This is a genomic window from Mycoplasma sp. 4013, from assembly GCF_054353875.1.
Genome location: NZ_JBTHHK010000002.1, coordinates 113,009 through 135,255, shown reverse-complemented (window position 1 = coordinate 135,255; position 22,247 = coordinate 113,009). Strand labels below are relative to the sequence as shown.

The 22,247-nt window shown below is 28.0% G+C and carries 23 protein-coding genes; 13 read left to right on the top strand and 10 right to left on the bottom strand.

All coding sequences use genetic code 4. The annotated features are described in order from the left end of the window. Positions 1 to 15: 15 nt before the first annotated feature. Together lepA and ACXYRO_RS01340 are read left to right on the top strand one after the other, a co-directional pair. A complete protein-coding gene (gene lepA / locus ACXYRO_RS01345; protein ID WP_458597556.1) occupies positions 16 to 1,830 on the top strand; it encodes a translation elongation factor 4 in 1,815 nt (604 codons plus the stop codon). A 7-nt stretch (positions 1,831 to 1,837) separates the two neighbouring features. After that, on the top strand, positions 1,838 to 3,739 hold the full coding sequence (locus tag ACXYRO_RS01340; protein WP_458614079.1) for a M13 family metallopeptidase: 1,902 nt from the start codon (positions 1,838 to 1,840) through the stop codon (positions 3,737 to 3,739). Positions 3,740 to 3,832: 93 nt separating this feature from the next. Here ACXYRO_RS01340 and rplQ read toward each other — a convergent pair whose 3' ends face one another. From rplQ to secY, 9 genes are all read right to left on the bottom strand, one after another. After that, positions 3,833 to 4,195: a 50S ribosomal protein L17 gene (gene rplQ, locus ACXYRO_RS01335; protein WP_435129055.1), complete on the bottom strand. Its 363-nt coding sequence runs from the start codon at positions 4,193 to 4,195 to the stop codon at positions 3,833 to 3,835. A gap of 1 nt (position 4,196) precedes the next feature. Then, positions 4,197 to 5,207 carry a DNA-directed RNA polymerase subunit alpha gene (locus ACXYRO_RS01330; protein WP_458614078.1) on the bottom strand — a complete coding sequence of 337 codons (1,011 nt, stop codon included), beginning with the start codon at positions 5,205 to 5,207 and terminating at the stop codon, positions 4,197 to 4,199. A gap of 31 nt (positions 5,208 to 5,238) precedes the next feature. Next, complete coding sequence (rpsK, locus tag ACXYRO_RS01325; RefSeq protein WP_435129049.1) at positions 5,239 to 5,628, bottom strand: 30S ribosomal protein S11; 390 nt, start codon at positions 5,626 to 5,628, stop codon at positions 5,239 to 5,241. After that, entirely contained in the window at positions 5,628 to 5,996 is a 369-nt protein-coding gene (rpsM, locus tag ACXYRO_RS01320) for a 30S ribosomal protein S13 (protein ID WP_435129046.1), read from the bottom strand. Before rpsM ends, rpsK begins: the two co-directional genes overlap by 1 nt. A gap of 17 nt (positions 5,997 to 6,013) precedes the next feature. Further along, positions 6,014 to 6,127: a 50S ribosomal protein L36 gene (gene rpmJ, locus ACXYRO_RS01315; protein WP_435129043.1), complete on the bottom strand. Its 114-nt coding sequence runs from the start codon at positions 6,125 to 6,127 to the stop codon at positions 6,014 to 6,016. 11 nt (positions 6,128 to 6,138) lie between these two features. Then, positions 6,139 to 6,357 (bottom strand): translation initiation factor IF-1, encoded by a 219-nt coding sequence (gene infA, locus ACXYRO_RS01310; RefSeq protein ID WP_435129040.1) that lies wholly within the window; start codon positions 6,355 to 6,357, stop codon positions 6,139 to 6,141. Position 6,358: 1 nt separating this feature from the next. Further along, positions 6,359 to 7,105 (bottom strand): type I methionyl aminopeptidase, encoded by a 747-nt coding sequence (map, locus tag ACXYRO_RS01305; RefSeq protein WP_458614077.1) that lies wholly within the window; start codon positions 7,103 to 7,105, stop codon positions 6,359 to 6,361. 62 nt (positions 7,106 to 7,167) lie between these two features. Beyond that, entirely contained in the window at positions 7,168 to 7,827 is a 660-nt protein-coding gene (locus tag ACXYRO_RS01300; protein ID WP_458597561.1) for an adenylate kinase family protein, read from the bottom strand. Beyond that, positions 7,821 to 9,245, bottom strand: a complete 1,425-nt coding sequence (secY, locus tag ACXYRO_RS01295) for a preprotein translocase subunit SecY (protein WP_458597562.1) — start codon at positions 9,243 to 9,245, stop codon at positions 7,821 to 7,823. The genes ACXYRO_RS01300 and secY overlap by 7 nt, the downstream gene beginning before the upstream one ends. A gap of 268 nt (positions 9,246 to 9,513) precedes the next feature. Between secY and ACXYRO_RS01290 the strand changes: the two genes are divergently transcribed. After that, a complete protein-coding gene (locus ACXYRO_RS01290) occupies positions 9,514 to 11,454 on the top strand; it encodes a DNA gyrase/topoisomerase IV subunit B (RefSeq protein WP_458614076.1) in 1,941 nt (646 codons plus the stop codon). A 427-nt stretch (positions 11,455 to 11,881) separates the two neighbouring features. Here ACXYRO_RS01290 and rsmG read toward each other — a convergent pair whose 3' ends face one another. Next, complete coding sequence (rsmG, locus tag ACXYRO_RS01285; RefSeq protein WP_458614075.1) at positions 11,882 to 12,574, bottom strand: 16S rRNA (guanine(527)-N(7))-methyltransferase RsmG; 693 nt, start codon at positions 12,572 to 12,574, stop codon at positions 11,882 to 11,884. A 96-nt stretch (positions 12,575 to 12,670) separates the two neighbouring features. On the opposite strand from rsmG, the gene ACXYRO_RS01280 reads away from it, so the two are divergent. The 10 genes from ACXYRO_RS01280 to grpE all read left to right on the top strand — a co-directional run bounded on the left by ACXYRO_RS01280 (position 12,671) and on the right by grpE (position 22,215). Continuing rightward, positions 12,671 to 14,386: a Na/Pi cotransporter family protein gene (locus ACXYRO_RS01280; protein ID WP_458597565.1), complete on the top strand. Its 1,716-nt coding sequence runs from the start codon at positions 12,671 to 12,673 to the stop codon at positions 14,384 to 14,386. A gap of 86 nt (positions 14,387 to 14,472) precedes the next feature. Next, positions 14,473 to 15,348, top strand: coding sequence for a hypothetical protein (locus ACXYRO_RS01275; RefSeq protein ID WP_458597566.1), 876 nt, complete (start codon positions 14,473 to 14,475; stop codon positions 15,346 to 15,348). 91 nt (positions 15,349 to 15,439) lie between these two features. Continuing rightward, a complete protein-coding gene (locus tag ACXYRO_RS01270; protein ID WP_458597567.1) occupies positions 15,440 to 15,898 on the top strand; it encodes a hypothetical protein in 459 nt (152 codons plus the stop codon). Between the two features lie 439 nt (positions 15,899 to 16,337). Continuing rightward, on the top strand, positions 16,338 to 16,613 hold the full coding sequence (locus tag ACXYRO_RS01265; RefSeq protein ID WP_458597568.1) for a hypothetical protein: 276 nt from the start codon (positions 16,338 to 16,340) through the stop codon (positions 16,611 to 16,613). Beyond that, complete coding sequence (locus ACXYRO_RS01260; RefSeq protein WP_458597569.1) at positions 16,613 to 17,326, top strand: hypothetical protein; 714 nt, start codon at positions 16,613 to 16,615, stop codon at positions 17,324 to 17,326. Before ACXYRO_RS01265 ends, ACXYRO_RS01260 begins: the two co-directional genes overlap by 1 nt. 81 nt (positions 17,327 to 17,407) lie before the next feature. Continuing rightward, positions 17,408 to 18,811: a hypothetical protein gene (locus tag ACXYRO_RS01255; RefSeq protein ID WP_458614074.1), complete on the top strand. Its 1,404-nt coding sequence runs from the start codon at positions 17,408 to 17,410 to the stop codon at positions 18,809 to 18,811. 290 nt (positions 18,812 to 19,101) lie between these two features. Further along, positions 19,102 to 19,518 carry a hypothetical protein gene (locus ACXYRO_RS01250; protein WP_458597571.1) on the top strand — a complete coding sequence of 139 codons (417 nt, stop codon included), beginning with the start codon at positions 19,102 to 19,104 and terminating at the stop codon, positions 19,516 to 19,518. Between the two features lie 130 nt (positions 19,519 to 19,648). After that, a complete protein-coding gene (locus ACXYRO_RS01245; protein WP_458614073.1) occupies positions 19,649 to 20,329 on the top strand; it encodes a hypothetical protein in 681 nt (226 codons plus the stop codon). 43 nt (positions 20,330 to 20,372) lie between these two features. Next, positions 20,373 to 21,371, top strand: a complete 999-nt coding sequence (locus tag ACXYRO_RS01240; protein ID WP_435128989.1) for a heat-inducible transcriptional repressor HrcA — start codon at positions 20,373 to 20,375, stop codon at positions 21,369 to 21,371. Position 21,372: 1 nt separating this feature from the next. Beyond that, positions 21,373 to 22,215 carry a nucleotide exchange factor GrpE gene (gene grpE, locus ACXYRO_RS01235; RefSeq protein WP_458614072.1) on the top strand — a complete coding sequence of 281 codons (843 nt, stop codon included), beginning with the start codon at positions 21,373 to 21,375 and terminating at the stop codon, positions 22,213 to 22,215. Positions 22,216 to 22,247 lie beyond the last annotated feature (32 nt).

Here is a 22,247-nt window from a genome sequence, read left to right as displayed (position 1 = left end):
ATATAATTTAATAATATGAAAATAGACAAATCAAAAATTAAAAATTTTTCAATCATCGCACATATTGATCATGGTAAAAGTACCCTCGCTGATCGCATTCTTGAAATAACTAACACTGTTGCAACAAGAGAATTAAAAGAGCAATTTCTTGATTCAATGGATTTAGAAAAAGAGCGTGGAATTACTATAAAACTTAATGCAGTGCAAATTAAATATAAAGATTATATTTTTCATCTTATTGATACCCCTGGTCATGTTGATTTTACTTATGAAGTTTCACGTTCCTTGGCAGCTTCTGAAGGTGCTTTGTTACTAGTTGATGCAACACAAGGCATTGAGGCACAAACTCTTGCAAATGTATATCTTGCTCTAGAAAACAACCTTGAAATAATTCCGGTAATTAATAAAATTGATTTGTCATCTGCAGATGTGGAAGGTGTTAAAAAAGAAATTGAAGATGTTATCGGGATACCAACCGAGAATGCTGTATTAGTATCAGCAAAAACAGGATTAGGGGTAGATAAGTTACTTGAAGCAATTATAAAATATATCCCGTCTGCAAAAGATGCTGATGATGATAAACCATTAAAAGCTTTAATTTTCGATAGTTATTTTGATCCATACCGTGGTGTTGTAATGTTAGTTCGGATTTTTGAAGGGATTTTAAAAGTAGGTGATAAATTTAAATTTATGTCTCGAAACGATGAGAACAATCGCTATCATGTAATCGAATTAGGGGTCAGAAATCCTTATGAAACTAAAAAAGAGGTGTTACAAGCAGGTGAAGTAGGTTGAGTTTCTGCAGCCATCAGAGATGCTAAGGAAGTTAATGTCGGTGATACCATTACACATTTAGAAGAACCAACTCAAAATGCTTTACCTGGTTATAAAAAAATGAAACCTGTTGTTTTTACTGGATTTTATCCAGTTGATACACGAGATTATTCACTACTTAAAGAGAGTTTAGAAAAAATTTCTTTAAGTGATTCATCAATAAGTTGAGAACAAGAAACATCCAAAGCATTAGGATTTGGATTTCGTGTTGGTTTTTTAGGACTTTTACATATGGAAATCCTACAAGAACGATTAGATCGTGAATATAAAGTTGGTATCATTGCAACTTCTCCAAGTGTAGAATATAAAGTTACCACCACCAAAGGTGAAATAGAAATGATCGCCAATCCTACCTTACTCCCTGATCGAACATTTATTGAAAAAATCGAAGAACCTTATGTGCAAGCACAAATTTTTATCCCTAACGACTATATCGGTAATGTAATGGAATTATGTCAAAACAAGCGTGGGATATATAAGTCGCTTGAAATAATAGATTCTAAGCGTTCTAATGTAATTTATGAACTACCATTGGCTGAAACTATTTTTGATTTCTTTGACCGTCTTAAATCAACTACCAAGGGCTATGCTTCATTTGAATATGAATGATTAGGATATCGTGAAAGTGATTTAGTAAAAGTAGATATTTTACTTAACGGGGATAAAGTTGATGCTTTTTCAATTATATGTCATCGTGATCGAGCTTATGAACAAGCTCGACAATTATGTGTTAAACTAAAGGATGCTATTCCTAGACAAAACTTTGAAGTCCCTGTGCAAGCAACAATCGGTGGAAAAATTATCGCTCGCGAAACTATTAAGGCTTATCGAAAAGATGTTACTGCTAAGTTATATGGTGGAGATGTAACACGAAGACAAAAGTTACTTAAAAAGCAAAAGGAAGGTAAAAAACGTATGAAAAAACTTGGTAGCATCGAAGTTCCACAAGAAGCCTTCTTATCAATTTTAAAAACTAATATAGAAACAAAAAAATAGGAGAAATATGAATAAAAAAGATGATTTTTATGAATATGTTAATGCAGAATGATTAAAAACTGCTAAAATACCAGAAGATCGTTCATCAATCGGATCTTTTGTTGAGTTAGAGTTAAATTTAGAAAAATTACTTAAGAACTTAATTTCCCAATGATCATTAGGTAAACAAGAATTGCCAGAAGATCATCCGATGATGTCTGATTTAGTAAAATTTTATCAACTCATTATTAATTCAAAAAAAAGAAATGAATTAGGTTGACAACCTGTTCGTAATTTTTTAGATAGAATATATCAATTTAACTCTTTTAATGATATTTTCAATGCAAATCGTGATGTGTGATTAAATTACAATTTCTTACCATTAGAATTACAAATTTATGAAGATTTTGCAGATAATGATAAAAGAATTTTGTGACTTGATTCAGTTTCAGTAATCTTGCCATCTAAGGAAACTTATGAGCAACCAAAAGAAAAAGAAAAATTACTTAATGCATGAAAAAATATGGTAAATGATTTACTTTTAGATTACGGTTTTGCTCAGCAAAAAGTAAATATAATGATTGAAAATGCGATTGCTTTTGATGATATTTATAAAGACCACATTCTTTCATCAGTCGAACAAGCAGATTATGTTTCCTTATATAATCTGAAAACCAGAGAAGAACTAAGTTTGTTTTCTAAAAAATATGACTTTTTAAGACTCTTAGACTTAATTATTGGACAAAAAGTATCAGAAGCATCAATTCCAAACCTAAGACTTTTTGCTAAGTTTGATGAAATTTTTAATGAAACAAACTTCGAAAAATTCCGTGATTTAATGTTTATTAAAAATATGCTAGCAACTACAACTTATTTATCAGAAGAAATAAGAATTAAAGCAACCGAGTATGCTAATGCAGTAAATTCAGTGGCAAAAGTAAGAGAATTAAATGATTTTGCATATGATTTAACCAGTAAGTTCTTTGGAATGCCACTCGGAATGTTCTATGCTGATAAATATTTTGGATCAAAAGCTAAAGCAGATGTGGAAAATATGATTGCATCTATGATTGATGTATACAAAGATAGTTTATTACATAACAGTTGACTATCAAAAGAAACAATTCAAAAAGCAATCTTGAAACTTGAAAAATTTGAACCCATGGTAGGTTATCCAGAAAAAATTCATCCATATTATGCTAAATTTAAGGTAAAAACATATCATGATGGTTCTAATATTTTTGAAAACATTAAGGAATTTAACAAACATATCAGTGAATATCAATTATCCTTATATCATAAATCAGAAGATAAAAAACTTTGGGGTATGACACCCGCTACAATTAATGCTTACTATAATCCAATGCGAAATCAAATTGTTTTTCCTGCTGCGATATTAGCATCTCCTTTTTATGATATAAATCAGTCTAAGTCAGCTAATTTCGGTGGAATCGGGGTTGTTATCGCACATGAAATTTCACATGGTTTTGATAACAATGGGGCACAATTTGACGAAAACGGTAAGTTAAACAACTGATGAACCGCAAATGACTTAAATGAATTTAAAAAACGCACACAAGCTGTTATTGATCTTTATGACGGAACAGAGACAGAATATGGTAAAGTGAATGGAAAATTAACAGTTTCTGAAAATATCGCAGATTTAGGTGGATTTGATTGTGCTTTAAAAGCAGCTCAAAAATATCCTGATTTTGATGCACATGCATTCTTTGAAAACTGAGCTACTGTTTGACGAGCAATTTATAAAGAAGGTAGAGCAAAAAGACTACTTGATTCAGATGTACATGCTCCAACCAAAGTACGTGCAAATAAAGTTTTATCTAATAACGAATTATTTTTAAAAACCTATGATATAAAAGATGGTGATCAAATGTATTTATCACCTGAAAAGCGCATTAAAATTTGATAAAAATATCCACTTATGTGGATATTTTTATACAAAAAACAACCCTAGGTGGGCTGTTTGCAATAAATTTTTAAAGCTCTAAAATAAGTAAGGAAATTAAACTAATTCAATTAAGGCCATTCGAGTATTATCACCCAATCGTTTTGGTAATTTAATAATTCTTGTGTATCCACCGTTTCTTTGTGCATATTTAGGTGCTACTGTGTCAAATAAATGTTTAAGAACATTTTTGTTACCTTCAACTTTAATGTCGCGAACATATGAAGCTACTGCACGTCTGTTTGCTAAGGTAGGGGTTTTTGCTTTTTGAATCATACGTTCAGCATGTCTGCGAACTTCTTTTGCACGGGTTAAGGTTGTTGTTAGATGTCCATGAGCTATCAACTCACTAACTAATGAACGCATTACACCAGTTCTTCATTTTGTATCACGTGAATAGATTTGTTTTGGATTTGCCATATTATTCAACTCCTTCTTTTAAAATAATACCTTGCTCAGCGAGTTTTTTGACGATTTCTTCAATAGATTTTTTACCTAAGTTTTTAATGTTTTCAAGGTCTTCAAGTTTCATTGCAGCAAATTCACTAAGTTTGCGTTTATTAGCTTTTTTAAGTGCATTATATGAACGAACACTTAAACCAAGTTGTGAAATATCAATATCATCATCAGGTTTTTCTTCTTCAACTTGTTTTGGTTCTTCAAAGATTTTTACATCTTCCATACTATCAACATTACCGATAACAGCGAATAAACCGATTAAAATTTCTGATGCAGATTTAATCGCTTGTTTTGCTGAAACCGTTCCGTTTGTCTTAATATTTAATTCAAGTTCTTCTTCAATCTTGGGTGATGATGAGTTTAGTTCTCTTTGTGTATATCATACTTTTTCAATTGGAGAAAAATCAGAATCAACTGCGATATATTCAGCCTTTTTAATATCTGTATCTAACGAAACTTTGATTTGCGGATTTAGTAAAAGAACTTTATTCTCCTCAAATGAAATAAATCCACGTCCTGCACGTAAAAACATTTCTAATTTTAATGCATTTGGATTCACTACTTCTGCAATGTGTACTGATGGATCAATAACACGAACACCGGGGTTTGAAATCTGCATTTTTCCTGCTATTAATACACCTGATTCATCTGCTACCAATTTAACCTTAACAATTTCATTATCTGAAACAATATTAGGATCATAAGTGAATTTAACCTTACGCAAATTCATAATCAAACTTGGAACATCTTCTACAACTTCTTTAATTGTAGAAAATTCATGCTCTACCCCTTCGATGCGAACACAAAATGGTGCAAGCGAAGTAGTAGATGAAAGCAATACACGTCTTAATGCAATTCCTAATGTGTTTGCATAACCTCTTTCGAGTCCTTGTAAGGTGAATGTGGTTTCATTATCGTCTGTTTCTCTAAATACTGGTTTTTTTCTATAAGATAATTGTTTCATCTTTTCCATATCGAGACTCCTTTAAATACTATGGTATTAATTATTTTTTTGCACGTTCACGTTTTAAAATACGTTTTGGAGGTCTAGTACCATTATGCGGAACAGGTGTAACATCTTTGATTTCAGTAACTGTAATTCCAGCAACTTCGATTTGTTTTCTAGCAGCATCTTTACCTGCTCCTAGTCCTTTTAATTCAACCTTGACTGTCTTCATTCCGTGTTCTTTTGCAGCTTCCGCGGCTGCTTGTGCTGCTAAACCTGCAGCATATGGAGTTTTTTTCTTGGTCCCTTTATAACCAATTGCTCCTGCTGATGATCAAGCAATTACATCACCTTTTTCATCTGTGAAAGTAACAATAGTGTTTTGATTTGTTGAGTGAATATGTGCTATTCCACTAACAATATTTTTCTTTTTTGATTTACGAGCCATTATTTACCTTTCTTTCCTGCTACAGTTTTTCTTGGACCTTTACGGGTACGAGCATTCTTTTGGGTTGATTGACCACGAACTGGTAATCCTTTACGGTGTCTGATCCCACGGTAGCATTTAATTTCCATTAAACGTTTAATGTTTAAAGTTACTTCTCTGCGTAAATCACCTTCGGTGGTATATACTTTTGCAGCTTCACGAATTCTTGATAATTCTTCTTCACTTAGATTTTTAACACGAGCATCTTCACTTACTTTTGCAGTTTTACAAATTTCTTTTGCTAAGGTTCTTCCAATTCCATAAATGTAAGTTAATGAAACAACTACACGCTTATCATTTGGAATTTCAACATTTAAAATTCTAGCCATTTAACTTTCCTTTCTTATTAACCTTGTCTTTGTTTGTGTTTTGGATGAATACAAATCACACGGTTTACACCTTTACGTTTAATGATCTTACAATCTTTGCAAATACTCTTTACACTTGCTCTAACTTTCATAGTTTCTCCTTTTATTTATGACGATAGACAATGCGTCCTTGTGTCAAATCATAAGGACTCATTTCTACATCAACTGTATCACCAGGTAAAATACGAATATGATTTACACGCATTTTACCTGAAATATGAGCTTTAATTAGGGCACCGTTATCGCTTAATTCAACTGTATATAAGTCTGTTGTATGAGCTTCTTTAACGACTGCTTTAAATTTAATTGCGTCTTTTGCCAAATTATATTCCTTTCGTTAGAACGACACCTTGAAAATCCTTTATTAAAACGGTATGTTCATAATGGGCTGTATTTGTTTTATTAGCGCTAATAACAGTTCAACCATCTGATAAAATTTTAATATGTGGAGTTTGAATTATCATTGGTTCAATACAAAGAACCATACCGTTTTTTAATAATGGACCACTTCCTTTATGTCCTGTATTATTAACATTTGGATCTTGATGGAGATGACTTCCAATACCATGACCACAAAACTCAACAGGTGTATATAATCCGTTTTTTTTGATATACCTACCTATTGCAGCACTGATGTCACCAACTCGAGCGCCTCTTTTAATTGCTTTTAATCCTGCTTCAAAGGCTCCTTTTGCAACATCAATAAGTTTTTGGTCAGATGCAGATACATTACCAATAGCTTTGGTAAATGCACTATCACTATTAAACCCCTGTCAGATGCAACCGATATCAACACTAACTAAGTCACCATCTTTTATAATGTAATTATTAGGGATTCCGTGGATCAATTGTTCATTTACAGAGATGCATGTTGTTGCAGGAAAACCATATAAACCTAAAAAAGCTGGTTTAGCACCCCTTTTAGTAATTTCTTTAAAAGCTAATTGATCAATTTCTTTTAAAGAAACCCCTGGTCTTATGAAATCTCACAAAATTTGTTTTACTTCTGCCAAGATTTTACAACTTTTGGTAATTTTTTTGACTTGTTCTTCGTTTAAAATTTGAATCAATACTACCTCCAGATGTACTTTTGAAAACAAAAAAATGATACTTTTTCAAAAGTATCATAATTTTATCATCTTATTTTAAAATGAGAAGCAATTTCATTAGCAACTTCTTCAGGATCGCCTTCACAAGCAAAAGTTAGTAATTCACCTGTTTTTTTATAATATTCTAATAATGGTTTAGTTTGTTCATCGTATATTTTAAGACGGTTTTTAATTTTTTCAGGCTTGTCATCATCGCGTGAATAAAGCCTTCCACCATCAATATCGCAATAATCGGGAACGAAACTTCTTTTGAATTTTATATGATAACCTGTCCCACAAATTTCGCAAGCAAGTCTACCAGATAAACGTTCCATTATTATTTTTTCAGAAGCAGTTAATAATATAACTTTGAATTTTAAATTAGGAATTTGTTTTAGAAATTCTGCTTGTGCAATAGTACGTGGATAACCGTCTAAAATAAAAAACTTATTTTCTGCTCGTAGTTTCAAAATTGCATTTTTAACTATTTCATTTGTGATTTCATCAGGAACATATCCACCTGAGTTTACATAATATTCTACTTTCTGACCAAGTTGTGTTTTATTATGGATTTCTTGACGAAAAATATTTCCGGTAGATAAATGTATTCATTCGGTTTTCTTAGCAAAAACTCCTGCTACAGTTCCCTTACCTGCTCCAGGTTGTCCCATTAAAATTATATTTGTATCTATTTTTCCTATCATAATAATCCTGTTCCCATCTTCTTATCATCGTCTGATTTATCAGAATTTAAATTTTCAAAATTTTCGAGAGTAAGTCGTTTTGCCTTAGATAATTTGTTGCTCATACGACGTGCTTTAAGTTGTCCGAGTGTTTCAAGTGAAGTTGATACCAAAATCATTAAACCTGTTCCACCAAAAGCAATTGCTTGAGGAAGTATATGAGCCATAATTGCAATAAATTGCATACTTCCTAGAATTACTAAGTAAAGTGATGAAAATACACTTAAACGAAAAACTATAGCAACTAAATAATCTTGCGTTTCTTCACCAGGACGCACCCCAGGAATAAATGTAGAGTTTTTAGTAAAATCTTCTGCTATTTTATCAACTTTTGATTGCTGAATTCCCATTAACACTGAAAAGACTAACACTATTACAATTAACAAAGTAAATCCAATCGGTTGAGTGAATTGTAAATTTGTGTTTATTCAAAATTTGGCAGCACTATGTTGTGGTAAAACATTAGCGATCATTGTAGGAAATGATAAAACTAACATTGCAAAAATTATAGGCATTATCCCGCCCGGATTCGCTTTAATTGGTAATTTACCCATTTCCTTACGACTCTTTGAGCGTCCTGCTCCGACTTGTTGAATCGGCACATGTCTTTCCGAAACATATACAATTGCAATTATTACAATTGTTAAAATATAAACTAATAAATAACTAATAAAGCTTATTATGCCTTTCATTATTCCACTTTCAGCTAAATCACCTATATAATATAAAATTGCTGTATGAAACTGACGAGGTAACCTTGCTGCAATACCAGTAAAAATTAATAAACTAGTCCCGTTACCCACTCCTTTGTTGGTAATTTGTTCTGAAATAAAAAGTGCTAATAACGAAGCAGAAACTAAAATCATCGGAATTATAAAATATACTAATGCATTTTCACTAAAATACTGGGTTCCTGTAATTGAAATAAATACAGATGATGGACTCCCTGATGAAAGAGCTCTTGTTAAAAACACTGCCTGTGGATAAGCAATTGCTAATGTTACAAAACGGGTAATAACATTAATTTTCTTTCTTCCTTGTGGCCCACTTTGTGAAAGTTTGTAAATTGGTGGAACAAACTTTGATTGCAAAATCATCATTATCAAGGATGCATTAATAAAAGGACTAATCCCTAAGGCAAAAATCGAAAACTGACGCAAACCCCCACCACCAATTAAATTAAGAGTGTTTAAAAAAGCATTATTCGAAAGTTGACTTGGATCAGCAATCCGAATAAATGGTGCTGTAATAGTGGTTCCAAAAACAAAAACAGTAAGCATTATAATCGTAAAAATAATTTTTTTACTTAAATTTTTATTCTCTCAAAACTTTCTTCAGCCTTTAGATAGTTTATATCAAAGATTACTAAAAGTCAACAAATTTACTCCTTTATAAAAAACATTTTAATTATACCTTTTTTTATTAAATATGTGTGCTTAAAATAGTAAAGATATTTTACATTTTTGTCTATATATCATACCTTTAAATATTATATTGTTTTAATTAATATAATTTCAAAAAACTAAATTGCTTTTAAATTTCTTATTATTTTAACGAAATTTGAAAGCAATTTTAAAAATTTATAAAACAAACATTATTTTGCTTTTCAATTTTAAATGTAGCGAAAATAATTATATAATTAAAATTATGAATGAGCAATATAATGCAAGTAGTATCCAACAATTAAAAGGTTTACAAGCGGTTCGTAAGCGTCCTGGAATGTATATTGGTGGAACTGATGTAAATGGTTTACACCATCTTGTCTGAGAAATTGTAGATAATGCAATTGATGAAGCTTTGGCTGGTTATGCAAACAAAATAGCAGTATTTTTAAGAACAGATGGTTCGGTAAAAGTTACAGATAATGGTCGAGGAATCCCTGTAGACAAGATAAAAGATGACGATCGCAGTGCCGTGGAAGTTGTTTTTACTGAATTACATGCTGGTGGAAAATTCGATTCAAGTGCTTATAAAACATCAGGTGGTTTACACGGTGTTGGTTCAAGTGTTACCAATGCTTTGTCAACTCAATTAATAGCAACTGTAGCAAGAAATGGTAAATTATATCGCACTGTTTTCGAAGGTGATAATATTAAAGAACGAACCCATGAAGTAGGAAAGAGCAAGGAGACAGGGACATCGGTTGAATTTTGACCCGATTATCACTTCTTTAAACGTGCTAAATTAAATATAGATACAATTTCTGAACGTTTAAAGGAAAGTGCTTTTTTAATCTCTAATTTAGAAATTAGAGTTGTTGATGAAAACATCGGTTTTGATGAAACTTATCAGTATAATAATGGTATTCAAGCATTTATTGATTTTCTAAATGATTCCAAAACACCTTTAACTAAGGCGATTTCGTTTAAAGACACCAAAAAAGACATTGAAGTTGAATTTGGTTTTCAATGAACTGATTCCTATTCGAATTTGTTATTAAGTTTCGTTAATAATGTTAAAACTCGCGATGGTGGTAGTCACGAAATTGGATTACGTAATGCTTTTAACAAAATAGTTAATGAATACGCCTTGAAAGAAGGTTTTTTAAAAGGCAAAAACATCTTTGATTCCGAAGAAATCAAGGAGGGCCTTACTTGTGTTATTTCGCTCAAAATTCCTGAACATCTTTTAGAATTTGTTGGACAAACAAAAGACAAATTAGGAACACCTGAAGCAAAGAATATTAGTGAAGAAATTGTTTCAAAATACTTGCAAAAATGAATTGAAGATAATAAAAATCAATTTAAGAAAGTTTTGGAAAAAATTAAACGTGCATATGAAATCCGACTTGAAGAACGTAAGCGTCGCGATGAAGCAAGACAATCTAAGAAGTCACTAAAAGAAAAAAGTATTATAAGTGACAAATTAACTCCAGCGACATCAAAAAAGGCTTCTGAAAGAGAGTTATTTATTGTCGAAGGCGATTCAGCAGGGGGATCTGCTAAAAGTGGTCGTGATCGTCATTATCAAGCGATTTTACCTCTGCGCGGAAAGGTTATAAATTCTGAAAAGAAAAGTATTATTGATTTACTTAAAAATAATGAAATAGCAACTATTATCAATGCAATTGGTGCTGGTTTTGCCAAGGATTTTGATTTAAATAAATGCAATTACAATAAAATAGTTATTATGACGGATGCTGACACCGATGGGGCACATATTCAAATTTTATTACTTACTTTTTTTTACCGTTTTATGAAACCTTTAATTGAAGCAGGTAAAGTTTATATCGCAATTCCTCCGTTATATAAAATTACTAATAAAAGCAAAAAAAACATTTTATATGCTTGAGATGAAAATGATTTAAGAGATATATTAACAAAACAAAAAGGTGCTATCGAACTACAAAGATATAAAGGGCTCGGTGAGATGAATGCTGATCAATTATGAGAAACTACAATGAATCCACAAACACGTACATTAATTAAAATTAGTATCGAAGATGCTTCACTTGCTGAAAGAAGGGTTTCAATTTTAATGGGTGAAGATTCATCGAAACGCAAGCAGTGAATTGATAGTAACATTGATTTTTCAGAAGAAGATTTGGATTTTATAGAAAAAATGGAAAAAATAACAAAAAAACACTAAAAATTTACTTATTTTGTTATTTATTATGATATATTAATATTTTTTGTTGTATAATAAAATTCCTAAGTGTATTGTCAAATGTGCTTAGGATTCATTATTGATATCAAAATACTTAATACTTAGTAAAATCAAAATATTCATTTAAATATCAAATCTATGTTCTATTATTTTATTCGTAAATTTTCATTTAAATTTTTACTCAATAATTCATAAAATTATTTAGTTTATTTATGTTCTCTCTTTTCATTCAGTTTTCGTTAACAAAATTTCTCATTCATTATTCTTTGTTATCTCGTTATAATTTTTCACATAATTTAATTTCTTTCTTATATTTTGTTTAAACTCTATATAATATAAATTGAAAACTGTAAATTAAAAATTTTAAAAGTAGTCAAATTTTTGACTACTTTTTTATACATATAAATAACTACCTTCTAAGTTTTATAACATCTTTTCAAACATACGGAATAGAATTTGGTGTACTTCTAAGTTTTGTAATATATACAATATGATTTTCTTTGTTTATTTGTGTCATAGAAAACTTTTCAATATCCAACTTGTATTTAACTTGTTTAAAGGCATGTTCAGCGTCTGCTACTTCTTTTAAAACATTTTTACCCTTTATCAATATCATTTTTCCACCAACTCTGATAAGGTGAAAGGCAACTAAAATTAATGTTTGGATATCTGCAACAGCACGGGCTGTTACAATATCGTATATATTTTTTTGTTTTTGTTCCTCAACTCGTTTTTTATAAACTTTAATATTAGTGATATTTAATTCTTTAATAACAAGATTTAAAAAATCACAACGTTTTGTTAGTGGTTCATAGATATCAAGTTGAAAATTAGAATTTAAGTTAGCAATAAAATAAGGAACTGATGGAAAACCTACACCTGCACCGATATCTAATACATTGCATTTATCAAACACTTTCATTATTTTGTCCATAAATGCTAGGGATTCCAGGATCCCTTCACTTCATAAACGATCATCGGAAAAACCCGTTAAGTTCATTACTTTATTTTTTTCTTCTATTAAATTGACATATTTATCAAGTTTTTCAAAGTCTCAACCTTTTTGATAACACAACTTTTGCACATATTCTTTTGAATCCATAATAATATTTTAACTTATTCAAAGTTTCTTTGTATTAAATTTTCAAATTATAAAATTTTATTATAATATCAAAAAAAGATATTTGAAAGGACAGTTATGAAATTTGATACAATTTCGCTTGCAATCGTCTTTGCTTTAGCATCCTTGGCTTTATTTATTTATGCAACTAAAAAGTTATCTACATCATTAAAAAGTATCGGTGATTCAAAATTTCGTAAGGTGATAAAATTTATAACTAAAAATAACTATATTGCTTTGCTGGTAGGGATTCTATTCACAACTTTTATCCAATCTTCGGATGGTGCAATCGCATTAATAATGGGACTTTTAGCAGCACGATTTATAAGTTTAAGAGCAGCTATTGCCTTTTTACTCGGTGCAAATATAGGAACTGCAACAACATCCTTGATCGTTTCATTTCAATCAAGTTTTAAATTTACTGAATACTTTATTTTATTTATGGTTATCGGAGTGTTTGGTTCATTACTCACCAAAAAAGATAGATGACAAAACATTTTTTTGCTAGCAATAGCAATAGGAATGGTATTTTTATCACTAAAAATAATGTCATCTGCAGCAAAAGAAATTGTAAAACAAGATTTCTTTAAGAAAACCTTGTCTGTTGCTGGAGCAAATCCATGATCAGCATTCTTGTTTTCTTTTGTTCTTACTGGGATTTTACAATCTTCTAGTGCAACTGTTACTTTATATCAAATTGTCTTTAAAGAGCAAGATACATTACAAATTTATTCAGCTATCGCCTTAGTTCTTGGTGCTAATTTAGGAACAACCATAACCGGTTTAATAGTTTCTTTCACATCTAAAAATAATAATTCTAAGAAAATTGCTATCTTATGAGGATTTACTAATTTATCAATTGCCTTACTTATCTTACCTTTCTTATATCCTTTGACTTATTATGCAGACTTTATATTATTAATGGCACCCACACAAAAGGCCTTGCAATTATCCTTGGCTCACTTGTTCTTTAACTTTATCCTAGTTGGTATTTTCTTTTGGTTAATTAAATATCTTGAATTATTTGTAAATAAGATTATAAAAGATAAAAATATAAACAAAGAATTTGAAATTATTCTGCCTGCTCAACTGATTAATGAAAACCCATCATTGGCACTAAAGGCTGCTAAAAATGCCTTGTATACCCAAGGTAAAATTTCTCAAAAAGGAATGAAATTGCTTTGAGAATATATAAAAAGTGGAGATCAAAAAATTTTGAAGGAATACCATCACTTGGAAGAAGTTATTGATAATACACGGACATTAATATATAACTATTTAGTTCAGCTTAACAGTCGCAATTTGAATAACGACGATGCTAAGTTACATTTATCATTAATTCTTTCAAGTCGTTCAGTTGACAAAATAATGGGATTAGGAAACGATGTTATCTTAGAGTTAAATAAAACTTATATATCAAAATCAACACAAAAATTCGACTTAGATAGCGAAATAATAACTGAAATAAGTCAATTAGTAGAATCTTTGCAGACTTTGTTAAAAAATTCAATCAGACAATTAGAAAACCAAACTGATGAAAGAAGTAATTTTATTGATAAACTATACACAAATATTAATAGTTTATCGGATGAATTCACTAAAGTAAATGTTGAACGTTTGAAAACACAAAATGGACAAAAGCAACTTGATAAAGATTTTGATTATGGTATTTTATTGAGAACCATTGAAAGAATTGCACATCACTGTCAAAGAATAAATCATTATATTAAAAACACTAGACTTAATATTTATGATATTTCACTTGATGAACAAAAAAACTTTGTTGATGTTTAGGGAATTTGCATATTTTATATGCTTTTGTATTTTTCGTTTTATCAGAATAATTGTGTAAAATTATATCAAGTCAAAAAGGAGATGAAATGAGTAGAACATTGATAAAATTAGGTGATCCTATAACAGGTTTATCAGGTGTTATAGGTATTCCGGTTCAAAGTTATAATATCCCTCCTAATTATCACAAAATAATAGATGCAAGGTTAGAAAGCACGGGATATGATAATGAATTAAAAAAAGAAAAAAATAATCATATTCTTGAAATGACTGGTGAATTATATTTATTTGAAAAATCACTTCCTGACTTTCTTAATTCAAGTATGTCATTAAATGAACTAATGAGTAAGGTAAGTAAAAAAAATTTCAGCAAACTATTAAACAAATATGTAAGAAGATTAGTAGATGATAAAGTTATTTCAAGTAGTGATGCAAATTTAATTACAAACCAAAGTCCAAAAAAATTTAATGAAATGTATGATAAATTTCTTGGTGAATTAAGACTTTCTGTCGATAAATTGAAGCTACAGATACAAGAAAATATTAAGAAAGAAAAAAGAATAAGAAAAATTAATAGGGTATCTCTAGATGATGAAAAAGGATATAAAATAAATATTGAAGATGATATAGAAAATTCAAAAAAAATAACTATTAGGTTCTTTGAGGTTGAGAAAAAAATAGAGCAAATAAAACCTATTTTGAAACTCTTGAATGAGGGGGTTAAAAGTACTAATGATATATTATTAAAATTAAATTCTGCTTATCTTTCTCTTGCTGTTACTTCTACATTATCAGGAATTGTAGCATTTTTTATTCCAGTTGTTGGTGCTGTTTTAGGTGCTGGTTCTGCTTTTTCATTAATTGTTCTAACAGGGGTTATAATTTATTTTAAGACAAGAAAACAGAATTTTTTAGATAAAAATGCAGCATTAAAAAAAAATAATTTCACTTGATGATGGATCTAATGTTGAAGAATCAAAAATATCTTATTTCTATGATGCATACGACTTTGCATCTAATGGATGAAAAATAACAGACAATATTTTTAAATTAGTAATGTATTTTAAAAGTAAAATTTCAAATGCTATTAAGGATATGCTAGAATTTTCATTACCTTCTTTGGAATCATTAGGGATTGATGGCTTATCAATAATACTTGCATTAGGTGATAGAACACAAATACAAAGAGAAAATGATATTATAAATAATTATACAAGTGATTTAAAGAAGACATTAGATTCGCTATATAATGAATTAAATAACATAAAAAAAGTAGAATGAGTTGTAATAAAAGAGACACCTAAAAACGATTCATATAATCATGGCGGAAAAGGTGGAAGAAATTTAGTCTTCAAAAACCTTGAAACTGGTCAAATCCTTACAATTAATGAAATGTTACAACAAACAGACTTGCAACTATATAAATGGGGACTAAAAAAAGTATATAACCCTGCTCGAAAAGTAACATATATAAGAAAATTACCAAATAAAACAAAGTTAGATAATTTAGGTTAATATGTTTTTATTATTTCTTTCTCTCCTAATACTTCCTGCAATATTACCACTTAGTATGGTATTAATTCTTATTATTTATAAATATTGTTTTCAAATTTTCTTTTATATCCTTAATGATACATACAAAAGACATCAAATGTTACACACAAATAAATACCATATTCATTTTGTGCATGGTTGATATTTAATGAATAAGAAAATAAATAAGTTAGTGATACTTCATATTATTTTGTTTTTATTTACATTTTTACTTCACTCAGGAGCAATCATTGCAACTTTTATGTTAGTTCCTTATTTGCAAGAAGATTTGATAAATTTATTTTACTCACTTATTCCACCAGCACTTTTAATAACTATTGCATCTGTTTTGATTTTTTACATTATATTCGTTCGAAATATGTATATATCTATAAAATCAAAGTCATATTTCAATACAATAATGAAATCAACAAAAATAACTTATGACAATATGTTAAATGATGAATTTAAAAATAATGGATTACTACCCCTTAATTACATTGTTATATATGATATTATAGCAATGTGAAATATAATTAATATTAAAAAGCTTAAAAAGATTTTTAAAGAAGATACATATTACATTCTAGCTTTTTATATTTATGATATGGATAAATCAGAAAAAAGTGAGTACATAGATAACTATCAAGGTTTTTTCTACAACTATGTAAATTATTTTAATAAGGATGATGTCTAATGTTTGTATGAGCAATTATTAATATTTTTCTTGCTTTAGCTACCATCTATATTTCATTATATTCTTATTTTGTTCTTAGATTCTTTACTATAAACTTTAAATTTATAATCAAGAAAACTAACATTTTAATAAAGATTAAGCATACAAAAACACATTACACATTCAAATATGGTGCATTAGCTTTTTTGAAATGACAAAGAATCACACATCTTTTCTTTGTTTTTTTAAGTTTTTTCTTAATTATTTTGATTACTATAAATGCGCTTCTTGTAATTAAATTTAACAGTAGTAAGCTATCAGTAAGTGCAGAAGCACTTTTATATATTAATATAACCTATATACCTCACTTTTTACTTTGTTTTATTTGTAGCATTCTATTTATTAAACTTAGAATCAATCGCACAAATATTATTTATAAACTTATTGATAAATTTGAATTCACCTTTGATGATTATTTTCTTCCTAAAAAAACACCAAAGTTAAACAAAAGAAACGAAACTTTTTTTGATTTTTATCATTTAAAAGGTAGAATGGTTGTTTTAAACATATATCCATTAAGAATATTTATAAAATCAAAATTAGATGTTATAAATATTCATTATTTTATGATTTGAGGTTATCATTTTGATGAAGTCAATAAAGGAAACTATATTTGAGAAGGGTTATATGCACAATTTTGAAATTATAAGAAGACATCTATTATTTGACAATAATTCTTTCAGAAACTTTTAAATATATACATAGATTGATAGGTTGTCTTAAATATTTTCATAAAATTTATATAAGGAGTTAAAATGAAGAAAATATTATTAAATTTAGGTGATCCGATTGCTAGTTTAAGCAGTATTACAAATATGCCAGTATACGAATATAAAATAAATCATAATCCTGAAAATATGAATCAATCAAATACAGGAATTAATACATTTATTGATTATGAATATTTAATGAAAACAATTGATGAAAAGTTGTTTACAAACAAATTAAATGGTGACAATTTCTTTCGTTTCTTAAATTCTGAAAAAAAGAACAAAAGTTTAAAAAATTTAATTTCTTTTCAAGATTTTAAGAAAATGTTTGACTATTATATTGTAAATCTGAAAAAGAGTGGAAAAATTGCTCCATACCAAAAAAAAGAAATCATAGATTATAATATTCATCAAATATATTCAAAATTTATAGAAGAATTCGAAATTTCTGTTAATTCTATTGTTAATGATATTACAAAGAAAATAAAAAAAGTTAAAGTAAAATCTAACATAAAAAGAGTTCTAATAAATAATGATTTGAGATATACTATAAATATAGACCAAAATGAAGTTAATTCAAAAAAACTAAACATTAAATTTCATGAATTAGAAGCCGAAGCAGAAAATATTAAGGAAGTTTATTCTATAATAGAAAATAACATTAATTCAATACAATCTAAAATAAAAAATGCAACAATAGCATCAATAGCAACGACAGCTGCTTCTGTGTTATCATCAGTATTATCTTTTTTCTTTCCGTTTATTTTTGCTTTTGTTAGTGTAGGCACTTCTGTGGTATCTCTAGGAATAACATTTTATATAGACTCACTTAAAAATCAAAAAGAAGCTTTATTATCAAAAAAAGAATTTATAAATAAATTGCTTAACATAAAATCTAACACAACCTCACTTGATGACTGATACACAGCTTTTAATTATATATGGGGTGTCACTAACGGTATAACTGGTAATGTATTTAGAATTGCAATGAATTATAAAAAATTAAAATCTGTTGGTAGTTTTGCATCAAAACTTGTTAAAGCAATACCATCCATTACTTTTACAGGAATTGATCTTGCTTCATTAGGTGTTAGTATAGATGAATTAAACAAACTTAATAAAGAAACAGAAGAAATTCAAAAGTTTTTGTTAAATCTTACAAGTAAATTAAATGAAATCAACAAATACTTAGATGATATTAGAAAAATTGAATGAGTTGTAATGAAAGAAACTGTTCAAACAGATTCTTATGAAAATGGTGGAACAGGGGGTAGAAATCTATTATTTAAGAATTTAAAAACAGGTGAATTTAAAACTATTGATCAGATGCTTAGTGTTTCAGAATGACAACTGTATGAATGAGGACTTCAAAAAGTATATAATCCTGCTAAAAACATATGGTATATAAGAAAATTACCAAATAAGACTAAACTAGATAATCTAGGATAAATATGTGATTTTTAGCAATTTTACTTATTTCTGTTTTTATGTATTTCCTTATAAATCCAATTATTTTTTCTGTTGTATATTACTTTAGATTAAATATTTTTTATTATATTTTAATAGATACATATAAAAGAGACATTGAATCCAATAAAAATTATCATATTCACTTTATAAACGGGTGAAATATTATAAAAATTCAAACAAAGCAATACAACTTTATTTCTTTTATTGTATTATTTGTAATAATCTTCTTATTCATATCTGAAATTTCTTTTTTATTATCAATGAATTATATGACTTTTTTATCAGGTTATGATAATCAAATAGTTTATTATATTCTTCCTGCTGTTATAATGAGTCTTATAGCATATACACCATATTTTCTAACTGTATATAAACATATTAAATTTTCATTGAAAGCAATAAAACATTTTGATTCAAAATTGAAGAATATAACAATAAACTATGAAAAATGGTTACCAATTGAGTTTAAAAACAACGGATTATTACCGATAAATTATATGCATATTTATTCTTTTTTGATGATATATAACAAAATAGATATTAAAAAAATAAGAAAAGTTTTTAAGGAAAATACATATTATATTCTTGCTTTCTTTATCTACAATATGCATCTGTCAAAACAAACAGAACATCAAAGTTATTATATAGGTATGTATTATAACTATATTAATTATTTCAATAAATAAGGTATAAAATATGATTTTTGTATTTTTTGCAATTAACTCTGTTGTAGATATACTGTTAGTAATTTTTAATATTTATATCATTTTTTATTTTATCTTTTTAAAAAGATTATCTACTTTTTCAATTTATAAAATGCATAAATTAATTAAAATTAATCAAACCATAACTAATGTCATCTTTAAAAAAGGTGCTAATTCTTTTATTAAGTTAATGAAAAAGTTTTATTTTATTTTATTATTAAATATTACCTTTTGTCTACTTGCTATTATTTTAAATTTTATTTTTTATAATATTATTTATGATAAAAACAGAATAATTTCTAATGCAGTTAATTTTAGTGAAAATTATTCAAATTATAAATTCTCTATTAATTATCTTACATATGCTTACATTCCAGGGGCAGTTGATATTATAATTCCTTTATTATTACTTATTTTTTACACTTTATTATTTAGAAAACAGACAAATCAAATAAAAAATTTGATAAATAGCTTTACTTTTTCCTATTGTAATTATTTTATACCAAAGCCTTTTTTTGAGAATTTAATACAAGTAAAGAAATTTTATTTCGATTATCATAGTATAAATAAAAAAGTTAATTTAGATATACATAATCATAAAGAACAAATACATAATGAAAAAGAAAGATTATATATTTTTTATTTTATCATCTGAGGATATCATTTTGATCAAATAAATAAAGGAAATATTATTTATGATGACTTATATTCTAATTTCATAACAACCTATCAAAAGGTATTTAATGAAGATATAATTTACCAAACATCAGAAAATAAAAATTTAGCAATTTAATTATTTATTTGCTAAATTTTTATTTTTGTGCTAGAATATTATTATGATTAAAGAGGAAATAAACAAAGGTCATGAGTTAATTCTAAAGTACACTGTGCTTTTATATATTGAATCAGGTGAGGCAGTAAGTAGTGCAAAACTTATTAAAAGATTTAATGAAATAACTTTTTCACCTGCTAAAATTCGGTATTTAATGAATGATTTAGAAAACAAGGAATTTTTGATAAAACCGCATTTATCTAGTGGTCGCATCCCGACATCAAAAGGACTGAGCTATTATGCAAACTTTTTATCAGAAACATATGAAGAAAAGTTGTTAAGAAAACTTGAAAAGATTTTAGACAAAAAAAGAAATGAAATAGACACAACTATTGAGCAAGCAGCAAAAATTATTTCAGAAATTACTAATTTAACATTAGTTACAACTGATTTATCACAAAAGCATCTGCTCAAAAGCATCGAAATGGTTCCATTAGATCAACATCGAGCCACGATTGTAATGGTAATTTCAAATGGAGAAGTTTTTTCAAAAATAATTACTTTTGATAAAGATGTTAGCATTAATGACTTACGAATTGCGATAAAGATATTTAAAGATCGCCTTATTGATATCCCATTAGATAAGTTAGCAGACCATGTTTTATCGCTTGCTGAACCGCTTGCATCACAAATTAAGAATTATCAAAAGGTAATCGATTCATTTATTACTCAGGTTTTTACAGAAAAAATTAATCACATTACTCAAAATAAAGTTTTTGGTAAATCGAATATTATCTTAAGAGATGATATAAATAGAGAGACATTAAATAAGATGTTAGAATTAATCGAAAACTATTCTGTTTGAGATCGCATCGAAGAAAGTGTTGAAAATGATCAAAAACTTAAAATATCAATTAACGATGAACGAACATATATGTCTAAGCGAATCGAAAACAATAGCAATGTCACTGAGGTTTCAGTAATTGGTGCTCAAGCATCTGATTACGATGCAATGCGAACAGCATTAAATGTTTTAGAAATTTTACTAAAGAAAAGAGGTTAATATGTTTAATAAAAAATATAAACATGGAGATAAAATAACAGGTGATTTTCGTCTTTATTTAGATGGTCACCATCAAAAAGAATATGATAAAAATACTACAATTACCTTAGGAAATAATGAATATTTACCAGATTTAGATAAATATATCATTGGTCGTAAATATAAGAAAGTTTTAGAGGTTGAATTTACTTATTCTAAAAAGTTCGATGTTCCAAAATTTGCCGGAAAAACAGTTAGGTTAGTAATAACACATGTAAATTCAAACCATATTGTTTCAGATGATAGCATAGTTGAAGAAGGTGGGGTCAAAGAAGAACTTGCAAAACTAAGAGCAGAAGTTTTCCTTTTAAGACAACAAATTGCTCAAAAAGATTTAGATATACTTAAATTACAAACAGAGTTTAAAGAAAAAGCATCGCAGTTATCAAAAAAGGCAGATCAGATGTTACAACAAGAAATTGAAAACCAAAAGCAAAAACTTGAAAACGAACGAAATGATATTAAAAATTATGCTTTGCAATCTTTCTTTGAAGATTTTGTTATTCCTTATAACAACCTTGTAATGGCAGTTAACTTTGGAAGTAATTCAACATCTGAAGAAACTCGTAATTACACAATAGGATTTAATATTGTTTTAAAACAATTTGAAGATGTTTTTTCAAGTAATGGTGTTGAAATAATTAATCCACAACTTGAAACTGAATTTGATCCAAGTTCGCAAGCAGTAGTTGATTTTATCGACTCTGATATTGATAATATAGTAAAAAAAGTTACAGCATATGGTTTAAAATTAAACTCACGTTTAATTAAACCTGCATCAGTTATACTGACAAAAAAAAATTAGCAATTAAATTCTTTGTTTGCTAAATTATGTTA